Here is a 17,399-nt window from a genome sequence, read left to right on the forward strand (position 1 = left end):
CGCTGCACAGCCTGCTTTTTTTGTTTTCCGCGCGAGAATCAACGCTGCGCCATCTCCCCCACCGGATACACCGACTCCCATCCCCCGCCCAACGCCCGGTACAACCCGACCATCGCCAATGAAACGCCGGTGGAGCTTTCCACCCATTGTTCCTGGGTGGCGAGCAGTGCGCTTTGCACAGTCAGGACGTTGACGAAGTCGACCACGCCTTCGACGTATTGCTGTTGCGCGGTGCGCAGGGCGATCTGGTTCTGGCGTACGGCTTCGGCGAGGCTGTCGCGGCGGCGCTGGCTGGCGTTGTAGGCGGTCAGCTGGTCGTCGATTTCGTGCCAGGCGCGCAGGACGGTCTGTTGATAACCGATGGCCGCTTCCTGCTGTTGGGCTTCGCGCAGTTGCAGCACGCCGCGCAAGCGGCCGCCGTCGAACAGCGGCAGGCTGAATTGCGGGCCGATGCCGAAGGCCCGTGAGCCCCAGGAACCGAAATCGCTGAGCTGCATGGCTTGCGAGCCGAGGTTGCCGGACAGGGTGATGCGCGGATAGAAATCGCCCTTGGCCACGCCGATGTTGGCGGTGGCGGCATGCAGACGGGCTTCGGCCTGGCGAATGTCCGGGCGACGTTCGGCCAGTTGCGACGGCAGGCCGATGGCGACGGTCAGCGGCGACTGCGGCACCGGCGCATCTGTGGATAACTCTTTCGCCAGCGCCTGCGGTGGTTCGCCCATCAACAGGCTGATGGCGTTGATCAGTTGCGCCTGACGTTGCTCCAGCGCCGGCAAGCGCGATTCGATGGCCGCCACTTGCGCGGCCGCTTCGGCGACGTCGAGATCGGTGGCCACACCGTCGTTGAGGCGCAGTTGCGAAAGCTTCAGGCTGTGCCGCGCCACATCGAGGTTCTGCTCAGTGACCGCGCGGGTGTTCTGCACACCACGCAGCTGGATGTAGTTCTGCGCGGTGTCCGCGAGCACCGCCAGCAACACGCCACGACGGTCGTTTTCCGCGACTTCGAGATTGGCGTCGGCGGCTTCGGTCTCCCGGCGTACGCGCCCCCAGAAGTCCAGCTCCCAGGAGGCCGAGAAACCGGCATCCCACAGGTTGAAGGCGGAATCGCCGTTGTGCCCGGACGGGTCGTTCAAGCCTTCGCCGCTGTTGCGTTTGCGGGCGTAGCTGCCGGTGGCGGCGGTCGTTGGATAACGGTCGGCGGTGATCACCTGGCGGGCGGCGCGGCTTTGTTGCAGGCGGCTGCTGGCCAGTTGCAAGTCGAGGTTACTGCGCAGGGCGCGCTGGGTCAGGGCCGAGAGTTGCGCGTCGTGAAAGACTTCCCACCAGCGCTCGTTCAAGGGTGCGCTGACGGCCTGGCTGACGGCGGTTTTTGACGGCTTTGCCCACTCGGCAATCCGGGTAGCTTCAGGTTTCTGGAAGTCCGGGCCGACGGTGCAGGCCGCCAATGCCGACAGACTCAGGACCACTGTCATCGACTGAAAGCGCTTCATCGCTGCGTCACCTCACGCATCGAGGTGGCCGAGCTTTGGGTATCAATGCTCGCCTCTACCGACATCCCCACTCGCAGCCGTTCGGCCAGCGGCTGGCCCGGATCCAGCAAAACCTTCACCGGAATCCGCTGCACGACTTTGGTGAAGTTGCCGGTGGCGTTGTCCGGTTTGACCGCCGCGAAGGTCACGCCGGTCGCCGGGGCAATGCTCTCGACGCGGCCGGTGAGGGCTTCGCCGCCGAGACTGTCGACCCGCACCACAACGTCCTGCCCCGGCTGCACGTCGGTAAGCTGGGTTTCCTGGAAGTTGGCGACCACATAGGCCTGCTTCAACGGCACCACCGCCAGCAGCCTGCTGCCCGGTGTCACGTAGGCGCCGACTCGCACCGCGCGCTCGCCGATCATGCCGTCCTGGGGCGCGGTGATACGCGTGTAGGACAGCTCGAAACTGGCGATTTCCAGCGCGGCCTGCGCGTGTTTCAAACTGCCTTCAGCGGCATCGCGCTGCGCCGTGAGGATTTCCACCTGCTTGCGTTCCGCTGCCAGTTTCGCGGTGGCCGTGTCCAGCCGCGCAGAGGCCTGATCGATCCGGGTGCGCGCCTGTTGAGCGTTCTGCACGGTGCCTGCACCGACGCCAGCCAAGTGGTTGTAGCGGTTCAATTCCTGCTGGGCGAAAGCCATTTCAGCCTTGGCCGACACCACCGACGCCTGCGCCTGAGCGATCACCGAGGACTGGCGCTCAAGGGTGGCCTTGGCGTTCCGCAACTGCGCGCGGGCGACCAGGGTTTGCGCATCGGCGGCTTCGGCAGCGGCGCGCAAGTCGCGGTCATCGATCAGCGCCAGTAACTGCCCGGCCTTGACCTGCTGGTTGTCTTCCACCAGCACCTCTTTGATGAACCCGGCCACACGCGGCACCACCAGGGTGAAGTCAGCAGAGACGAAGGCGTCGTTGGTAGTTTGCTGAGTGCGCTTGCCGAACAGGCCGGGCATCGCCAGATACACCAGCACACCGACCGCCAGCGCAGCGGCCACAGCCACCGCGAGTTTTTGCTTTGCTTGAGTCGTCATAAAAAACCTTCTGTGTCAGTCAGGTCGGCGCGCGCGGCGGGAAGATCCGCGTCGGCAGCCAGAAAATCAGCAGGATCAGCGCCACCGCGACGCCAGCCATGCACAGATAAAGATCCGATGAAGTCAGCACCACGGCCTGTTCGTGCAGGCGATGGGCGAGGCCCGGGTCGTTGCTCGCGGCCAGCGGCGAGTTGCCGAGTCGATCGACCAGCATCGTCGAGTGAAAATGCAGGCGCGAAGTGGTCAGCGCCTCGATCACGCCGGTGGCGACCACCGCCGCCAGGCCTTTCACAGTGTTGAACCACGCCGAGGCGAACGGCCCGTCCTGAGGCTGGATGCTGCCGGTCGACAACATCAGCAACGGCAGCACCGCCATCGGCTGGCCGAAAATCTGCAGCCATTGGAGGACGTAGAAATCGTCGCGAATCCACACCGAAGTCAGCTGCGAGCCGCCCAGACACGACAGCGTCAACATGCTCAAACCGATGCCGAGCACCCAGCGGCAATCGACCCAACGCAAGTTGCACAACGCCGCCACCAGCGGCAGCGCGATCAACTGCGGCAATGCCGCGATCAGCATGATCGGCGCCGTCTGTACCGGCCGGTAACCCTGCACCTGAGCCAGGTAACTCGACGGAATCAGCACCACCGCCAGCAGCACTACCAGCACGCCGGCCAACGTCATCAACGCGAACGACAGGTTGCGGATGCCGAGCATCTGCAACTTGAAAAACGGAATCGGCTGCGACCATTCATTGATCAGAAACGCCACCAGCAACAGCGAACCGGCGCCGAGCAAAGCGCAGATCAGGTTCGACTCGAACCAGTCCAGGCGATTGCCCTGCAACAGGCCGATCACCAGCATGCAGATCGCCGGAAAGCCCAGCAGCAGGCCTTTCCAGTTGAACGACTTGAGGCGTTCCAGACGCAGAGGGTCCTGTGGAATGCCCCAGGCAACCATCGCCATGGCAATCAGGCACGGCACGATGATTTGCCAGAACGTCCATTGCCAGCCGACGTATTCGGTCCACAACCCGGCCAGCGGTGTACCGAGACCTGGGCCGAAAGTGGCGGTCAGGGCGTAACCGGCGAGGCCGTAAAGCTTGATGTTGGCCGGCAGGAATCGCAGCGCAACGGTCATCAGCATCGGCGGCAACGCGCCGCCGGCCAGGCCTTGCAGGATGCGCAGCAGCAGCAGGCTTTCGTAGTTCGGGGCGAACGGGCAGAGCACCCCGAGCAGGGTAAACACGCCGATGGCGCACAGGGTGAAGCGACGCAGGGAAAAGGTCACCGAGCACCACGGCGCGAATGCCATGGCCGCCACCGAGGTCGCGGTGTAGCTGGCGACCAGCCAGGTGCCTTCGTCGTAGCCGATGCTCAGGGCGCCGCGAATGTCGGCCAGGGCGACCTTGGTCACCATCTCGTTGAGACCCGACACCAGCACCGCCAGCAGCACGCCGACCAGACCGATGATGATCCGCGCCCCGAACACCGGTGGCGCGGCGGCCATCGGAGCGGCAGCGGCAATCGGCGCCGTGACCGTCAGGGATGTCATGCAGGCAAACTCCGGAGGGAAAAATACCGGAGCATGGTAGTAGGGCTTAGTGCTGACGAAAATTGACTTCTTGGCAGTTTATAAGTGCACCAGACGCAATTGTCAGGGCTGTGCCGCCAGCCAGGTTTCGTCGCAGCAGGTCTTGAGGGTTTCCCGCAGCCAGCGGTGGGCCGGGTCCTTGTCAAAACGCGGGTGCCAGGCCTGGGTCAGCATCAGCGTCGGCAGCGGGATCGGCAGGTCGAACGAGCGCAGCTTCAAGCCCAGCCGCCGCACGCTGAGCAGCGCTTCCTTGGGCACCGGCAGGATCAGGTCAGAGTCCGGCAGGGCGAACATCGCCGCATGGAAACTTGGCGCGATAACAGCCACTCGCCGTTCCAGACCCAGGGCATTCAGCGCGGTGTCGATAGGCCCACGGGCGATGCCCCGGCGGGACATGCTGATGTGGGAAAAACCGGCGTAACGCTCAGCGGTGATTTCACCGTCAAGCAACGGGTGATCTTCACGAACCAGGCCGACGAAGTGGGTGGAAAACAGGTTCTGTATTTTGACTTCCGGCGTCACCGGGCGGGTGTTGCTCACGCTCAGGTCGATCCGCCCTTCGCGCAAGGCCTCATCGTCGCCGTCGCCCTCGGGAACGAAGCGCAACTCACAGTGCGGCGCCAGTTGATCGAGGGTGTCGAACAGCTTGCCGCCGTACACGCCGACGAAAAAATCGTTGGCGCGAATGCTGAAGCGCCGGCGCAAGGTGCCCAGCTCCACCGCATCGGCCGAGCGAAACAGCAGCGCCGCCTGCTCGACCACATCCCGCACCTGCTCGCGCAGCTCCAGTGCCTTGGGTGTCGGCACCAGTCCCCGGCCGGCACGCACCAAAATCGGATCGCCAACGGCTTCGCGGATCCGCGTCAGCGTGCGGCTCATGGCCGCCGGGCTGAGGTTCATGCGTCGCGCGGCGCCGACCACGCTGCCCTCGTCGAGCAAGGCGTCGAGGGCGACCAACAGGTTCATGTCCGGGAGTTGCATGCTGAGCACTCGTGACCGATCAGGATTGATTCGCACGCAATGCTAGCAGATCAGAAAATCAGCGCTGCATTCCCCAACGCTTCACCGTCACCCGCTCCAGCGTGTCGAACACCAGGTTTTCCACCAGCAAGCCGATGAGGATAACCACCGCCAGACCGGCAAACACCTTGTCGGTGTACAGCTCGTTGCGGTTCTGGAAGATGTACCAGCCCAGGCCGCCCTTGCCGCTGGTGGCGCCGAACACCAGTTCGGCGGCGATCAGGGTGCGCCAGGCGAAGGCCCAGCCGATTTTCAGCCCGGCGAGAATCGATGGCAGCGCCGCCGGAATCAGGATGAACAGCACGAAGCGCATGCCCTTCAAACCGTAATTGCGCCCGGCCATCCGCAGGGTTTCCGAGACGCCGAGAAACCCGGCGTAAGTGTTCAACGCCAGCGCCCACAGCACCGAATGCACCAGCACGAAAATCAGGCTGTTCTGGCCCAGGCCGAACCACAGCAACGCCAGCGGCAGCAGCGCAATCGCCGGTAGCGGGTTGAACATCGAAGTCAGAGTGCTGAGCAAGTCCCGACCCACCTGGGTCGAAACCGCCAGCGTGGTCAGGGCGAAGGCCAGGACGATGCCGATCAGGTAACCCTTGATCAGCACCACCAGCGAGATCCACACCTTGCCCAGCAGTTCGCCGCTGAGCAGGCCGTCATACAGCGCATGACTGGTCTGCAAGAAGCTCGGCAGCAGCAGGTCGTTGTTCTGCACCCGGGCCACAACCTCCCAGAGCACGGCGAGCAAAATCAGGATCACGCTTTTGCGCAGCCAGCCCTGTTGCCACAGACGCTGGCCCAGCGGCAACTCGCGCTCCACCGGGACGCTGGTCAGCGGTTGCAGATCGTTTTCGAATTCTTGACGTACGGATGATGAATGGCTCATCGGGCAATCCTCCAGGCGGCTCAATAAGCAATGCGGATATCAGTGAAATCCAGTTCGCGCTCGGTTTCCGGCGACTGCCCTTCATCGAACAACAACCGATGAATGCGCCTTGCCGACTCTTGAAACGCCACGCCGCCAAGGCTGTGCAGATCGTATTGATGACTGTGCACTTCCGCCCTCACCCGGCCCGGATGCGGGGACAACAGCAGGATCCGATTGCCGACCACCAACGCTTCTTCAATCGAGTGGGTGACGAACAACAAAGTGAAACGCACCTCCTCCCAGAGCAGCAGCAATTCCTCCTGCATCTTGCGCCGGGTCAGGGCATCCAGCGCGGCGAACGGCTCGTCCATCAACAGGATTTTCGGCTGCATCGCCAGCGCCCGGGCAATCGCCACCCGTGCCTTCATGCCGCCAGACAAGGTGTGCGGGTAGGCATCGGCAAACGCCGCAAGGCCGACCTTCTCCAGGTAATGCAGGGCGCGCTCTTCGGCTTCCTTTTTCTTCAGCGTGCGCGAGGCCAACAGCGGAAACATCACGTTCTGTTTGACGGTTTTCCACGGTGGCAGTTGATCGAACTCCTGAAACACCACGATCCGGTCCGGCCCCGGCGCATCGACGCGCTGGCCTTGCAGACGGATCTCGCCCTCACACGGCGCGATGAATCCGGCGACGGCTTTGAGCAAGGTGGATTTACCGCAGCCGGAAGGACCGAGCAGCACGAAGCGATCCTGTTGATCGACTTCGAAGCTGACCTGATGGGTGGCCCGCACGACCCGTTGCGGCGTGCGGTATTCGAGGCTGACCTGATCGACCGCCAGCAGTGCTTGCGCTGTGGCAATCGGGTTGCTGGCCGCGTGGCCTTGCAAAGGGGCGTTCATGGCGATCAGCTCCCTTGCAGCGGTTTGGCGTCCTGGAAGAAATAGTCCTTCCACGATTCAGGTTTGTTCTTGATCGCGCCGACGCGGTAGAGGAATTCGGCGAGCGGGTAGGTGTTTTTCGGCGTGACGCTGAATTCGAATTGTGGGTTGTCGATGATTTTCAGCAACGCGGCGCGGTCGATCTTGGCCTTGGTCACGCGGATGTAAGTGTCCGCCGCCGCGCCTTTATCGTTCTGCGCAAATTGCGCGGCTTCGGTCAGGGCTTCGACGAATGCTTTGTAGGTCTTGGGGTTCTCGTTGCGGAATTTCTCGGTGGCGAACAGCACGGTCGGCGAGTTCGGGCCGAGCACGTCATAGGAATTGAGTACCACATGCACGTTCGGATTTTCCAGTGCCTGATCCTGGAACGGCGGGTTGGAGAAGTGCCCGGTCAGCTCGGTGCCGCCGGCAATCAGCGCAGCAGTGGCGTCCGGGTGCGGAACGGCGATGGTGTACTTGTCGAGGCGATTGAATTCCTTGTCGCCCCACTGTTTGGCCGCGGCGTATTGCAGGAAACGCGACTGCACCGAAACGCCCACCGCCGGCACCGCAATGCGGTCCTTCTCGGTGAAGTCGGCGATGGTTTTGACCTTGGGATTGTTGCTGACCAGGTAGTACGGGAAGTTGCCGAGCGAGGCCACGGCTTTGACGTTCTGCTTGCCGTGGGTGCGATCCCAGATGGTCAGCAACGGCCCGACGCCGGCGCCGGCAATGTCGATGGAACCGGAGAGCAGCGCATCGTTGACTGCCGCGCCGCCGGACAGCTGGGTCCAGTCGACCTTGATGTCGAGGCCTTCCTGCTTGCCGTACTTCTCGATCAGTCCCTGATCGCGCACCACGTTGAGCAATAAATAGACAATGCCGAACTGTTCGGCGATGCGGATTTCACCTTCGGCGTGGGCCACGGTCGGCGCCACCAGGCTGCCGGCGATCAGGCTGAAACCGAGGCCGATGGCCGCCGCCAGCGGCGCGAATGGAAGACGTTTGGACATGATCGGATCTCCGGCGAATCAGAAAGGCGCGTCGCCCTGGATGGTGGTGCGATACAGCTTGCGGCGCAGGTGCGCGGGGCAGCCGGCGGCAAGGTGGATCAGCGAGCGGTTGTCCCAGAACACCAGGTCGTGGGGCTGCCATTGATGGCGATAGATGTTCTGCGGCAGCACGCTGTGGGCGTAGAGCTCATCGAGCAGTTGTTTGCTCTCGTCTTCCGGCAGGCCGACGATGCGGGTGGTGAAACCTTCGCTGACGAACAACGCCTTGCGGCCGTTTTCCGGATGGGTGCGAACCACCGGGTGCACGACCTCGGCGACCTGGGCCAGTTGCTCCGGGGTCAAGGTTGGGCGCCAGTTGCCTTCGAATTTGGTTTCGCTGTAGCGCGCGGTGTAGGAATGCGCAGCCGAGCGGCCTTCGACGGCTTTGCGCAGCGCGTCGGGCAGGCTGTCCCAGGCTTTGTGCATGTCGGCGAACAGGGTGTCGCCGCCTTCGGACGGCAGCTCCTGGGCGTGCAGCATCGAGCCGAGGCTCGGCAGTTCTTTATAGGAGAGATCCGAGTGCCAGAATTTTCCGGCATCACCGAGGCCGATGTTCTGGCCGTTTTCGACGATGTTGGAAACGATGAGGATTTCCGGGTGATTGGCCAGCAGGAACTGCTTGAGCACGTGGATCTGCAACACGCCGAAGCGGCGGCTGAAATCGATCTGCTGTTGCGGGGTGATGCGCTGGTCGCGGAACACCACAACGTGGTGATCGAGGTGCGCGCGGTGAATGCGGGCGAAGTCTTCATCGTTGACCGGACGGGTCAGATCGAGGCCGATGATTTCGGCGCCGACGGCACCGCTGAACGGGCGAATTTCGAAGGTTTGCGGCGCGGCAGTCGCGGCGCTTGGGGTAGCAGTAGCTGCGGACATCAATCAATCTCCCACGCACGGCGCGCTCAAGGGCGCGCGCGTCGATCAGAAACTCACGCTGGATTGCGTGTTGGTTCGTGTCGTGCGGCGCGCCGATTGGTCGGCAGGTACGCAGGAGGCTGACTTTATAGATATAAGAATTGGAAATTAAATACCGTTAACGAATAACGATATGGCGAATGCTTAGGAATGGACTGGATGGTGAGTGACCATTTGTGTCACTTACTGACAGGGATGTGGTGTTCAAACGGGCCCCATCGCTGGCAAGCCAGCTCCCACAGGGACCTAGAGTGGACCACGTTTGTGTGTTCACCGCGGAACTTGTGGGAGCTGCGGTGCGACGATTCGACTTGCCAGCGATGGGGCCCGGAAGGGCAATAAAGATCTAGCGTTCGTGCAACGCCTCAGCCCGCGCCCGGATGATCGGCTTGAGCAGATAGCTCAACACGGTCTTCTTGCCGGTGATGATGTCCACCGACGCCACCATCCCCGGGATGATCAGCAGCGGCTTCTCGTCAGTGCCGAGATGGCTGCGCTCGGTGCGCAGCTTGATCACATAGTAGGTGGTTTTCTTGTCTTCGTCGGTGATGGTGTCGGCGCCGATCTGCTCAAGCTTCGCCTTCAAACCGCCGTAGATGGTGTAGTCATACGCGGTAAATTTCACCGTGGCTTCCTGGCCCGGATGGAGGAACGCGATGTCCTGCGGGCGGATCTTCGCTTCGACCAGCAGCGTGTCGTCCAACGGCACGATTTCCAACAGGTCGCTGCCCGGCTGGATCACGCCGCCGATGGTGTTGACCAGCATCTTGTTGACGATGCCCCGCACCGGCGAGGTGACGAGCGTCCGGCTGACCCGGTCTTCCAGCGCCTTGCCGGTGGCCTGGGCCTTGTTCAGGTCGGTGCGGGCTTCGTTGAGCTGAGTCAGGGCTTCGCTGCGGAATTTGCCGCGAGTTTCGTCGATCTTGCGCTGCACTTCCTTGATCGCCGATTCGGCGCGCGGAATAGCCAGCGTGGTGGCGTCGAGCTGACCACGGGTTTCCACTTCGGCACGTTTGAGTCGCAGCACTTCCACCGGCGATACCGCGCCCTGGGCCACCAGCGGCTCGGACATGTTGATTTCCTGGCGTTGCAGGCCGAGTTGCTGGCGGTACTGCGCCTGTTTCGAGGTGAATTCGCGCAGCTCTTGCTGACGCTGAATCAACTGCTCCTGCAAGCCACCAACTTCATCGTGCAGTTGCTGACGACGGCTGATGTAGAGCGACTCTTCGCTCTTGGCCTGACCCGGCACGGCTTTGAGCACGTCCTCCGGGAAATTCAGCGGCCGGTCATCGACCTCGGCACTCAGGCGCTCGACCCGCAGCAACATCGACAGCCGATCAGCTTCGGTTTCACCGACGTTGGAGGCAAAACGCGTGTCATCCAGCCGCACCAGCGGCGCGCCGGCCTCGACGATCTGGCCTTCCTTGACGAACAGCTCGGAAACGATACCGCCCTCAAGGTTCTGGATTTTCTGGATCTTCGACGACGGAATCGCCTTGCCGTCGCCCTTGGTCACTTCGTCGATGACGGCGAAGTTGGCCCACAGCATCAGGAACACGAAGAAACCGATGATCGCCCAGATCGTCAGGCGCACCACGCGCGGCGCGTCCTCGATCAAGGCCTTGTTGACCTCCGGCAGCGGCTGGCCCTGCAGCGATGCCGAGCCTTTGAAGTAGCGGCGGATCGAATCCTTGAAACCCGACTTAAGCAACACTGATCTGCCCCTTCTTCAACGCTTCCATGACGGCCGCTTTCGGGCCATCGGCGAGAATCTGCCCACGGTCGACCACCAGCAGGCGATCGACCAGCGACAGCAGCGATGCCCGGTGCGTCACCAGCACCACGGTCTTGTTTTCCACCACCGCCGCGAGGCGTTGCTTGAGGCGTTCTTCGCCGGTGTTGTCCATGGCGCTGGTCGGTTCGTCAAGCAACAGGATCGGCGGATTGAGCAACAGCGCCCGGGCCAGGGCGACGTTCTGGCGCTGACCGCCGGACAGGTTCTGCCCGCGCTCGCCGACTTGCAGCTCATAACCCTGCGGGTGCAGGCGGGCGAATTCGTGGACGCCGGCCAGTTCAGCGGCCTGCAGGACCAGCTCGTCCTCGACGTAACGGGCGCCGGAAATCAGGTTGTCGCGCAGGGTGCCGGCCAGCAGCTGAATGTCCTGCGGCACGTAGCCGATGTTGTAGCGCAGCTCGCTGACGTCGATCTGGCGGATGTCGACGCCGTCCACCAGCAACGCACCGTCGTCCGGCTGATAGAGGCCGACCAGCAATTTCGCCAATGAGCTTTTGCCCGAGCCACTGCGGCCGATGATGCCGATCTTCTCGCCGGGACGGATCACCAGGTTAATGTTCTTCAGCGCCGGATTCTGTTGCTCCGGGTAGGTGAAGCTGAGCTGGCGGCATTCGATCGCGCCTTGCAGCACCTTGCGGCTCAGCGGGCGCTCTTCGAAATTGCGCTCTTGCGGCAACTCCATCATCTGGTCGACCGAGGTCATGGTCACCCGCGCCTGCTGGTAGCGGGTCAGCAGACCGGACAGCGACGCCAGCGGGCTGAGGGCGCGGCCACTGAGCATGTAGCAGGCGATCAGGCCGCCCATGCTCAGGTTGCCGGCGATGATCTGGTACACGCCGAAGACGATCATGATCACCCCGGCCAGCTGCTGGATCAGCAGGGTGATGTTCATCGCCAGACCGGAGAGCATTTTCACCCGCAGCTCGAGGCGGCTGAGGGTGCCGATGGTCTGTTCCCACTGATATTGGCGTTCGCTTTCGGCGTTGTTGACCTTCACCGCATCGAGGCCGGCGAGGGTTTCGATCAGGCTCGACTGACGCTCGGCGCCCAGCGCCATCGTGCGTTCCATGGTTGCCACCAGCGGCTTCTGCAAGGCGTAGCCGATCAGCAGCGCAATCGGGAAGGCCAGCACCGGAATCCACACCAGATGCCCGCCGAGAATCGCGATGACAATGAAGATCAGGATGGTGAACGGCAGGTCGATCAGGCTGGTCAGGGTCAGCGAGGCGAGGAAGTCGCGCAGGCTCTGGAACTCATGGATGTTCTGGGCAAAGCTGCCGACCCGCGCCGGGCGGTACTTCATGGCCATGCCGACGATGCGTTCGAACAGCGTGGCGGAGATGATCAGGTCGGTTTTCTTGCCGGCCAGATCCAGGCACAGGCTGCGCAGGCTCTTGAGGATCAGGTCGAACAGGTAGGCGCCGGTGATGCCCAGCGCGAGGACCCACAGGGTCGCTTCGGCCTGGTTCGGCACCACGCGGTCGTAGACGTTCATCACGAACAGCGGCGCGGCCATGGCGATGATGTTGATCAGGAAACTGGCGGCGATGGCGTCGGCATACAGCCAGCGCGAACGCTTGAGGGTGTCGCGAAACCACGAGCGCGCACGCGGGATCAGCGTGCCGTGGTTGACGTCGAATTTGTGCTGGGGCTGGGCGAAGAACACTTTGCCGGTGTAATCGTCGGCCAGCAGCTCGCGGCTGACCAGGGATTCGCCGCCGTCGCTTTCGCTGAGCAGCACCCGCGCGTCGTTCTCACCCTGCCAGCCGAGCAGGACGGCACTGCGGCCATCCTTGAGCAGCAACAGCGCCGGCATGGCAATCGCCGGAATCTCTTCGAGCTTGCGCTGCAGCACCCGCCCTTGCAGCCCAGCGCGCGCCGCTGCACGGGGTAGCAGCTCGACACTCAGGCGTTGTTTTGGCAGCGGCAGGCCGGTGGTCAGCATGGCCGCGCTGGCGGGTTTCTGATGCAGCATGCAGAGAGCGAGCAGACCATCCAGTAACGGATCGTCGTGCAACGCGCGTGGATCATGACTGAGATGAACTCGACTGACTTCTGATTCCACGCTCGACACTCTTTAGCAGTTGAAAAGGGACAACTCAATTCATCCCAGGCAGCTGGACCTTGGGCTTCACGTCGTTCTGCACAACGGATGCCAAGGGTGCGACCACTCCCTGGCTCTTGAGCAATTCGCCCATGGTCGCCTTGATTCGGTACTGAGTAAATAACTGAATGTTTTTGATTTCAGCCAGACGCCGCGAAGCGGTGAACAACTCGTTTTCGCTGTCGAGCAAATCCAGCAGGGTGCGTTCACCGAGGCTGAACTGACGCTGGTAAGCGGTGCGCACCGAGGTGCTGTGATCAACGTACTGCTGAGCGATCGGCACCTGGGCATTGGCGTTGTTCAGGGCGTTCCAGGCCAGGCCCAGTTCTTCGTTCAACTGACGCAGGGCGTTGTTGCGGATGTCCAGCGCCTGGTTCGACAGGTACGACTTCGATTCCAGATCTGCCTTGTTGCTGCCGCCCGAATACAGGTTGAAGCGCATGCGCAGCATGGCCTGCCATTCGTTGTTGTGACCGTTCTGGCCGTCGAGGTCGTTGTCGGCGGTGCGGCCCAGCTCGGCGTCGAAGCGCGGGTAGAAGGTCGACTTGGCGGTCTCGTACTGTTTCTCGGCAGCGGCGATATCGGATTCGGCCGAGCGCAGGATCGGGCTGTTTTCCAGCATCTGCTGGCGCGCTTCATTCAGGTTGGCCGGCATCATCGCCATGAACGGCGCCGGACGCTCCAGTTGATCGGGCATCTGGCCGACGGCGCTGAGGAAGTTGGTTTCCGAGTCGGCGAGGTTGGTCTGCTCGGTGATCAGGTTGTTGCGGGCCTGGGCCATCCGCGCTTCGGCCTGGTCAAGGTCGGCACCGCTGCCGACGCCGCGCTGGGTGCGCAGCTGGATCTGGTCGTAGATGCGCTGGTGGCTCTTGAGATTTTCTTCTGCCAGACGCACGAACTCGCGACGGGTCAGTACATCCAGGTAAACCTGGGCCACGGTCAGCGCGGTGCGTTCGGAAGTGCCGAGCAGGGAATACGCGCGGGAGTTGACGGTGGCTTGTTGACGCCCCACTTCGCTGGACGTCGCAAAACCGTCAAAAACCATTTGCGACAGACGTAAACTTGACTCACTGCGGTTCAGGGTTTCCCAGTGATTGCCGCCACCATTGGCACGGGTGGTGACGCTGTCGGTGCCTTCACGGCCATAACCGCCCAGCAGATCGACCTTGGGCAGGTATCCACCTTTTGCAGCCTTTAATTGATAATCCGCGGCCAGTCGGCTGTTGACCCCTGCCTGGATTTCCGGATGGACATCCAGCGCCTGCTGCATGGCTTCTGGTAAGGATTGTGCTTGTACGAAAGACGCGGCGAGAGCGAAGGGTAAAGCCTTGAACAAGTGCGAACGCATGGTAAAGATTTCCCAGAACTTCTTGTCTTGAATCACAGCAAAATATTGAGCTGCGTCGGAAGATGGCAACCGGAATGACCGTATGTCGGAAAGTTTAAAACCGGAACTGGATCACACGCTGAAGGGCAGGTCGCCGCATAAATATCAATGTGACATTACCGGGACGATTGTTTAGGATGGCACCCAGAAGGTCAATAGTTTGGCATAAAGTTAATCGCGAAAGAATCTAGCCAAAATATTGACGAATTGCAGCGTCAACTTTGTTCCACCTTTTTTAAAGTACGTCCAGACTGAATCGGCGCAGACAGCCATCAGGTCTATGGAAGTCAACTGAACGTGACACCCGGAGAGTCTTCAATGAGCAGTGTTGTGGCCATCGTCAAAAGCATTGTCGGTCAGGTTTTCGTGGTGTCCCCAGAGGGCGTCCGTCGCGTACTCGTTGAAGGCGACCGGCTGTTCGCCGGCGATCAGGTCGACACCGGCGTTTCCGGCGCCGTGTCCCTGGAACTGGCCGATGGCCGCACGATCGATCTGGGCCGTGACACTCAGTGGAGCGCCGACACTCCAGACTCCAGCACTGACCTGGCCGAAGCCACCGCGCAAGCCGCGCCGTCGGTAGAAGAGCTGCAACAAGCCATCGCCGCCGGTGTCGACCCGACTACCGCCCTTGAATCCACCGCAGCCGGCCCGAGCGCCGCTGGGACTGGCGGTGCCGCCGGTGGCAGCCACAGCTTCGTGATGCTCGATGCGACCGCTGGCCGCGTCGACCCGACCATTGGTTTCCCGACCGCAGGCATCAACGCTGCCGGCCAGGCTGCGCAGAACATCACCGGCGGCCAGACCACCGACACCACCGCCAACGCCCTGCGCGAATCGACCCTGAGCCTCAGCGCCACGCCGAGCATCACCGAAGCCGGCGGCGTTCTGGTGTACACCGCGACCCTGACACAGGCGCCGCTGACCGACCTGACCATCACCCTGTCCAACGGCGCGGTGATCGTGATTCCGGCCGGTTCCACCACCGGCACCGTCAACGTGCCCCTGGCGCCGAACGACACTGTTTATAACGACCCGACCCAGATCGACGTGACCGTCACCGGCACCACCGGCGGCAACGGCATCACCGTGACCCCGCCGACCACCCCGGCCACGACCCAGGTCACCGACACCATCGACACCACCACCGTCACCCTGACGGCCGGCCCAAGCGTGACCGAAGGCGGTCAGATCACCTACACCGCCACGCTGACCAACCCGGCGCAGACGCCGGTGACCGTCACGCTGTCCAACGGCTCGACCATCACCATCGGCGCCGGCCAGACCACCGGCACCGTCAACGTGCCGACCGCGCCGAATGACGTCTATAACAATGGCAGCACCGTCACCACCACCATCACGGGTGCCACGGGCGGCAACTTCGAAAACCTGGTGCCGAACCCGACACCGGCCGTCACCAACATTGTCGATTCGGTCGACACCACCAATCTGACCCTGACCGCCACCGGCACCGTGGTCGAAGGTGGCCAGATCACCTACACCGCCACGCTGACCAACCCGGCGCAGACCCCGGTGACCGTCACCCTGTCGAACGGCTCGACCATCACCATCGGCGCCGGCCAGACCACCGGCAGCGTCAACGTGCCGACCGCGCCGAATGACGTCTACAACAACGGCGGCACCGTCAGCACCACGATTACCGGTGCTACCGGCGGCAATTTCGAGAACCTGGTGCCGAACACGACGCCAGCGACCACCACCATCACCGACTCGATCGACACCACCAATCTGTCGCTGAGCGCTACCGGTTCCGTGGCCGAAGGTGGTTCGATCGTTTATACCGCGACCCTGACCAACCCGGCCGGCACCCCGGTGACCGTGACGTTGAGCAACGGCTCCGTCATCACCATCGAAGCTGGCAAAACCACTGGCACCGTGACCGTTCCGGCACCAGCCGATGACGTCTACAAAGACGCCGGCAAAGTCGAAGTCACCATCAAGGACGCCACCGGCGGCAACTTCGAGAACCTGGTGCCAAGCACTGTTCCCGCTGTCACCGAAGTGACTGACACCATCGACACGTCGACGGTCAAACTGACGGCTGATACTTCGGTTGCAGAAGGCGGCACCGTTACTTATACCGCTACCGTTGGCGCGCCAGTGACCGGTTCGCCTGTCACAGTTACCCTGTCCAACGGTCAGTCGATCACCATCGAAGTGGGCAAAACCACCGGCACCGTGACCACCACCGCGCCGAACGACGCATTGGCTGGCAACGCACCGCTGACCAACTCGATCACCGGCGTTTCCGGCGGTAATTACGAAAATCTGGTGGCCGATGAGACCCCGGTTTCGACCACGGTTACCGACGTTGCCGACACCACCAACCTGACCCTGAGCGCCACTGGCACCGTCGCCGAGGGTGGTTCGATTGTTTACACCGCGACCCTGACCAACCCTGCCGGCACCCCGGTGACCGTAACGTTGAGCAACGGCTCTGTCATCACCATCGAAGCGGGCAAAACCACCGGCACCGTGACCGTTCCGGCGCCAGCCGATGACGTCTACAAAGACGCCGGCAAAGTCGAAGTGACCATCAAGGACGCCACCGGCGGCAACTTCGAGAACCTGGTGCCGAGCACCGTTCCAGCCGTCACCGAAGTGACCGACACCATCGATACGTCGACCGTCAAACTGACGGCTGATACTTCGGTCGCCGAAGGCGGCACCGTGACCTATACCGCCACGGTTGGCGCACCGGTCACAGGCTCGCCAGTGACTGTCACTTTGGCCAACGGTCAATCGATCACCATCGAAGTCGGCAAAACCACCGGCACCGTCACCACGACTGCACCAAACGATGTGCTGAACGGACAGGCGCCGCTGACCAACTCGATCACGGGTGTTACCGGCGGCAACTACGAAAACCTCGTGGCCGACAAAACCCCGGTTTCCACCACCGTTACCGATACCGTCGACACCACCAACTTGACCCTGAGCGCCACTGGCACCGTCGCCGAGGGTGGTTCGATTGTTTACACCGCGACCCTGACTAATCCTGCCGGCACCCCGGTGACCGTGACGTTGAGCAACGGCTCCGTCATCACGATTGAAGCAGGTAAAACCACTGGCACCGTGACCGTTCCAGCCCCGGCCGATGACGTCTACAAGGATGCCGGCAAAGTCGAAGTGACCATCAAGGATGCGTCCGGTGGCAACTTCGAGAACCTGG

At 62.4% G+C, this 17,399-nt stretch carries 12 protein-coding genes; 1 reads left to right on the top strand and 11 read right to left on the bottom strand.

The window, feature by feature from the left end; genetic code table 11:
* Positions 1-38: 38 nt before the first annotated feature.
* The 11 genes from CAF77_RS11635 to CAF77_RS11685 form a co-directional block, all read right to left on the bottom strand.
* Entirely contained in the window at positions 39-1,490 is a 1,452-nt protein-coding gene (locus CAF77_RS11635; RefSeq protein WP_064382655.1) for an efflux transporter outer membrane subunit, read from the bottom strand.
* Positions 1,487-2,557 (bottom strand): HlyD family secretion protein, encoded by a 1,071-nt coding sequence (locus tag CAF77_RS11640; protein WP_064382654.1) that lies wholly within the window; start codon positions 2,555-2,557, stop codon positions 1,487-1,489. Before CAF77_RS11640 ends, CAF77_RS11635 begins: the two co-directional genes overlap by 4 nt.
* Before the next feature lie 19 nt (positions 2,558-2,576).
* Positions 2,577-4,112 (bottom strand): MFS transporter, encoded by a 1,536-nt coding sequence (locus CAF77_RS11645; protein ID WP_064382653.1) that lies wholly within the window; start codon positions 4,110-4,112, stop codon positions 2,577-2,579.
* 102 nt (positions 4,113-4,214) lie between these two features.
* Positions 4,215-5,132: a LysR family transcriptional regulator gene (locus CAF77_RS11650; protein ID WP_064382652.1), complete on the bottom strand. Its 918-nt coding sequence runs from the start codon at positions 5,130-5,132 to the stop codon at positions 4,215-4,217.
* A gap of 58 nt (positions 5,133-5,190) precedes the next feature.
* The gene (locus tag CAF77_RS11655) at positions 5,191-6,057 is read right to left on the bottom strand and encodes an ABC transporter permease (RefSeq protein ID WP_011331855.1); all 867 of its coding nucleotides are present in this window, start codon (positions 6,055-6,057) and stop codon (positions 5,191-5,193) included.
* A gap of 20 nt (positions 6,058-6,077) precedes the next feature.
* Positions 6,078-6,938, bottom strand: a complete 861-nt coding sequence (locus tag CAF77_RS11660) for an ABC transporter ATP-binding protein (RefSeq protein ID WP_007957720.1) — start codon at positions 6,936-6,938, stop codon at positions 6,078-6,080.
* A gap of 5 nt (positions 6,939-6,943) precedes the next feature.
* Positions 6,944-7,969 carry an ABC transporter substrate-binding protein gene (locus CAF77_RS11665; RefSeq protein ID WP_007957722.1) on the bottom strand — a complete coding sequence of 342 codons (1,026 nt, stop codon included), beginning with the start codon at positions 7,967-7,969 and terminating at the stop codon, positions 6,944-6,946.
* Between the two features lie 18 nt (positions 7,970-7,987).
* The gene (locus CAF77_RS11670) at positions 7,988-8,884 is read right to left on the bottom strand and encodes a TauD/TfdA family dioxygenase (protein WP_064382651.1); all 897 of its coding nucleotides are present in this window, start codon (positions 8,882-8,884) and stop codon (positions 7,988-7,990) included.
* Between the two features lie 385 nt (positions 8,885-9,269).
* On the bottom strand, positions 9,270-10,637 hold the full coding sequence (locus CAF77_RS11675) for an HlyD family type I secretion periplasmic adaptor subunit (protein WP_011331851.1): 1,368 nt from the start codon (positions 10,635-10,637) through the stop codon (positions 9,270-9,272).
* A complete protein-coding gene (locus CAF77_RS11680) occupies positions 10,627-12,783 on the bottom strand; it encodes a type I secretion system permease/ATPase (protein ID WP_064382650.1) in 2,157 nt (718 codons plus the stop codon). Before CAF77_RS11680 ends, CAF77_RS11675 begins: the two co-directional genes overlap by 11 nt.
* 34 nt (positions 12,784-12,817) lie before the next feature.
* Positions 12,818-14,170: a TolC family outer membrane protein gene (locus CAF77_RS11685; RefSeq protein ID WP_011331849.1), complete on the bottom strand. Its 1,353-nt coding sequence runs from the start codon at positions 14,168-14,170 to the stop codon at positions 12,818-12,820.
* 357 nt (positions 14,171-14,527) lie between these two features.
* Here CAF77_RS11685 and CAF77_RS11690 point away from each other — a divergent pair.
* Positions 14,528-17,399, top strand: a 2,872-nt coding sequence (locus tag CAF77_RS11690; protein ID WP_139831949.1) for a retention module-containing protein, incomplete at its 3' end; no start/stop codon positions are given.

Origin of the sequence: Pseudomonas sp. R15(2017) (genome assembly GCF_002112685.1) — a bacterium.
In the GTDB taxonomy this organism is placed as follows: Bacteria; Pseudomonadota; Gammaproteobacteria; order Pseudomonadales; family Pseudomonadaceae; genus Aquipseudomonas; species Aquipseudomonas glycinae.

What these genes read in the sequence shown, in the direction of transcription:
- CAF77_RS11665 (WP_007957722.1), bottom strand. Translation starts at nt 7,969, where the DNA reads ATGTCCAAACGTCTTCCATTCGCGCCGCTGGCGGCGGCCATCGGCCTC.
- CAF77_RS11645 (WP_064382653.1), bottom strand. Translation starts at nt 4,112, where the DNA reads ATGACATCCCTGACGGTCACGGCGCCGATTGCCGCTGCCGCTCCGATG.
- CAF77_RS11670 (WP_064382651.1), bottom strand. Translation starts at nt 8,884, where the DNA reads ATGTCCGCAGCTACTGCTACCCCAAGCGCCGCGACTGCCGCGCCGCAA.
- CAF77_RS11660 (WP_007957720.1), bottom strand. Translation starts at nt 6,938, where the DNA reads ATGAACGCCCCTTTGCAAGGCCACGCGGCCAGCAACCCGATTGCCACA.
- CAF77_RS11655 (WP_011331855.1), bottom strand. Translation starts at nt 6,057, where the DNA reads ATGAGCCATTCATCATCCGTACGTCAAGAATTCGAAAACGATCTGCAA.
- CAF77_RS11640 (WP_064382654.1), bottom strand. Translation starts at nt 2,557, where the DNA reads ATGACGACTCAAGCAAAGCAAAAACTCGCGGTGGCTGTGGCCGCTGCG.
- CAF77_RS11685 (WP_011331849.1), bottom strand. Translation starts at nt 14,170, where the DNA reads ATGCGTTCGCACTTGTTCAAGGCTTTACCCTTCGCTCTCGCCGCGTCT.
- CAF77_RS11635 (WP_064382655.1), bottom strand. Translation starts at nt 1,490, where the DNA reads ATGAAGCGCTTTCAGTCGATGACAGTGGTCCTGAGTCTGTCGGCATTG.
- CAF77_RS11650 (WP_064382652.1), bottom strand. Translation starts at nt 5,132, where the DNA reads ATGCAACTCCCGGACATGAACCTGTTGGTCGCCCTCGACGCCTTGCTC.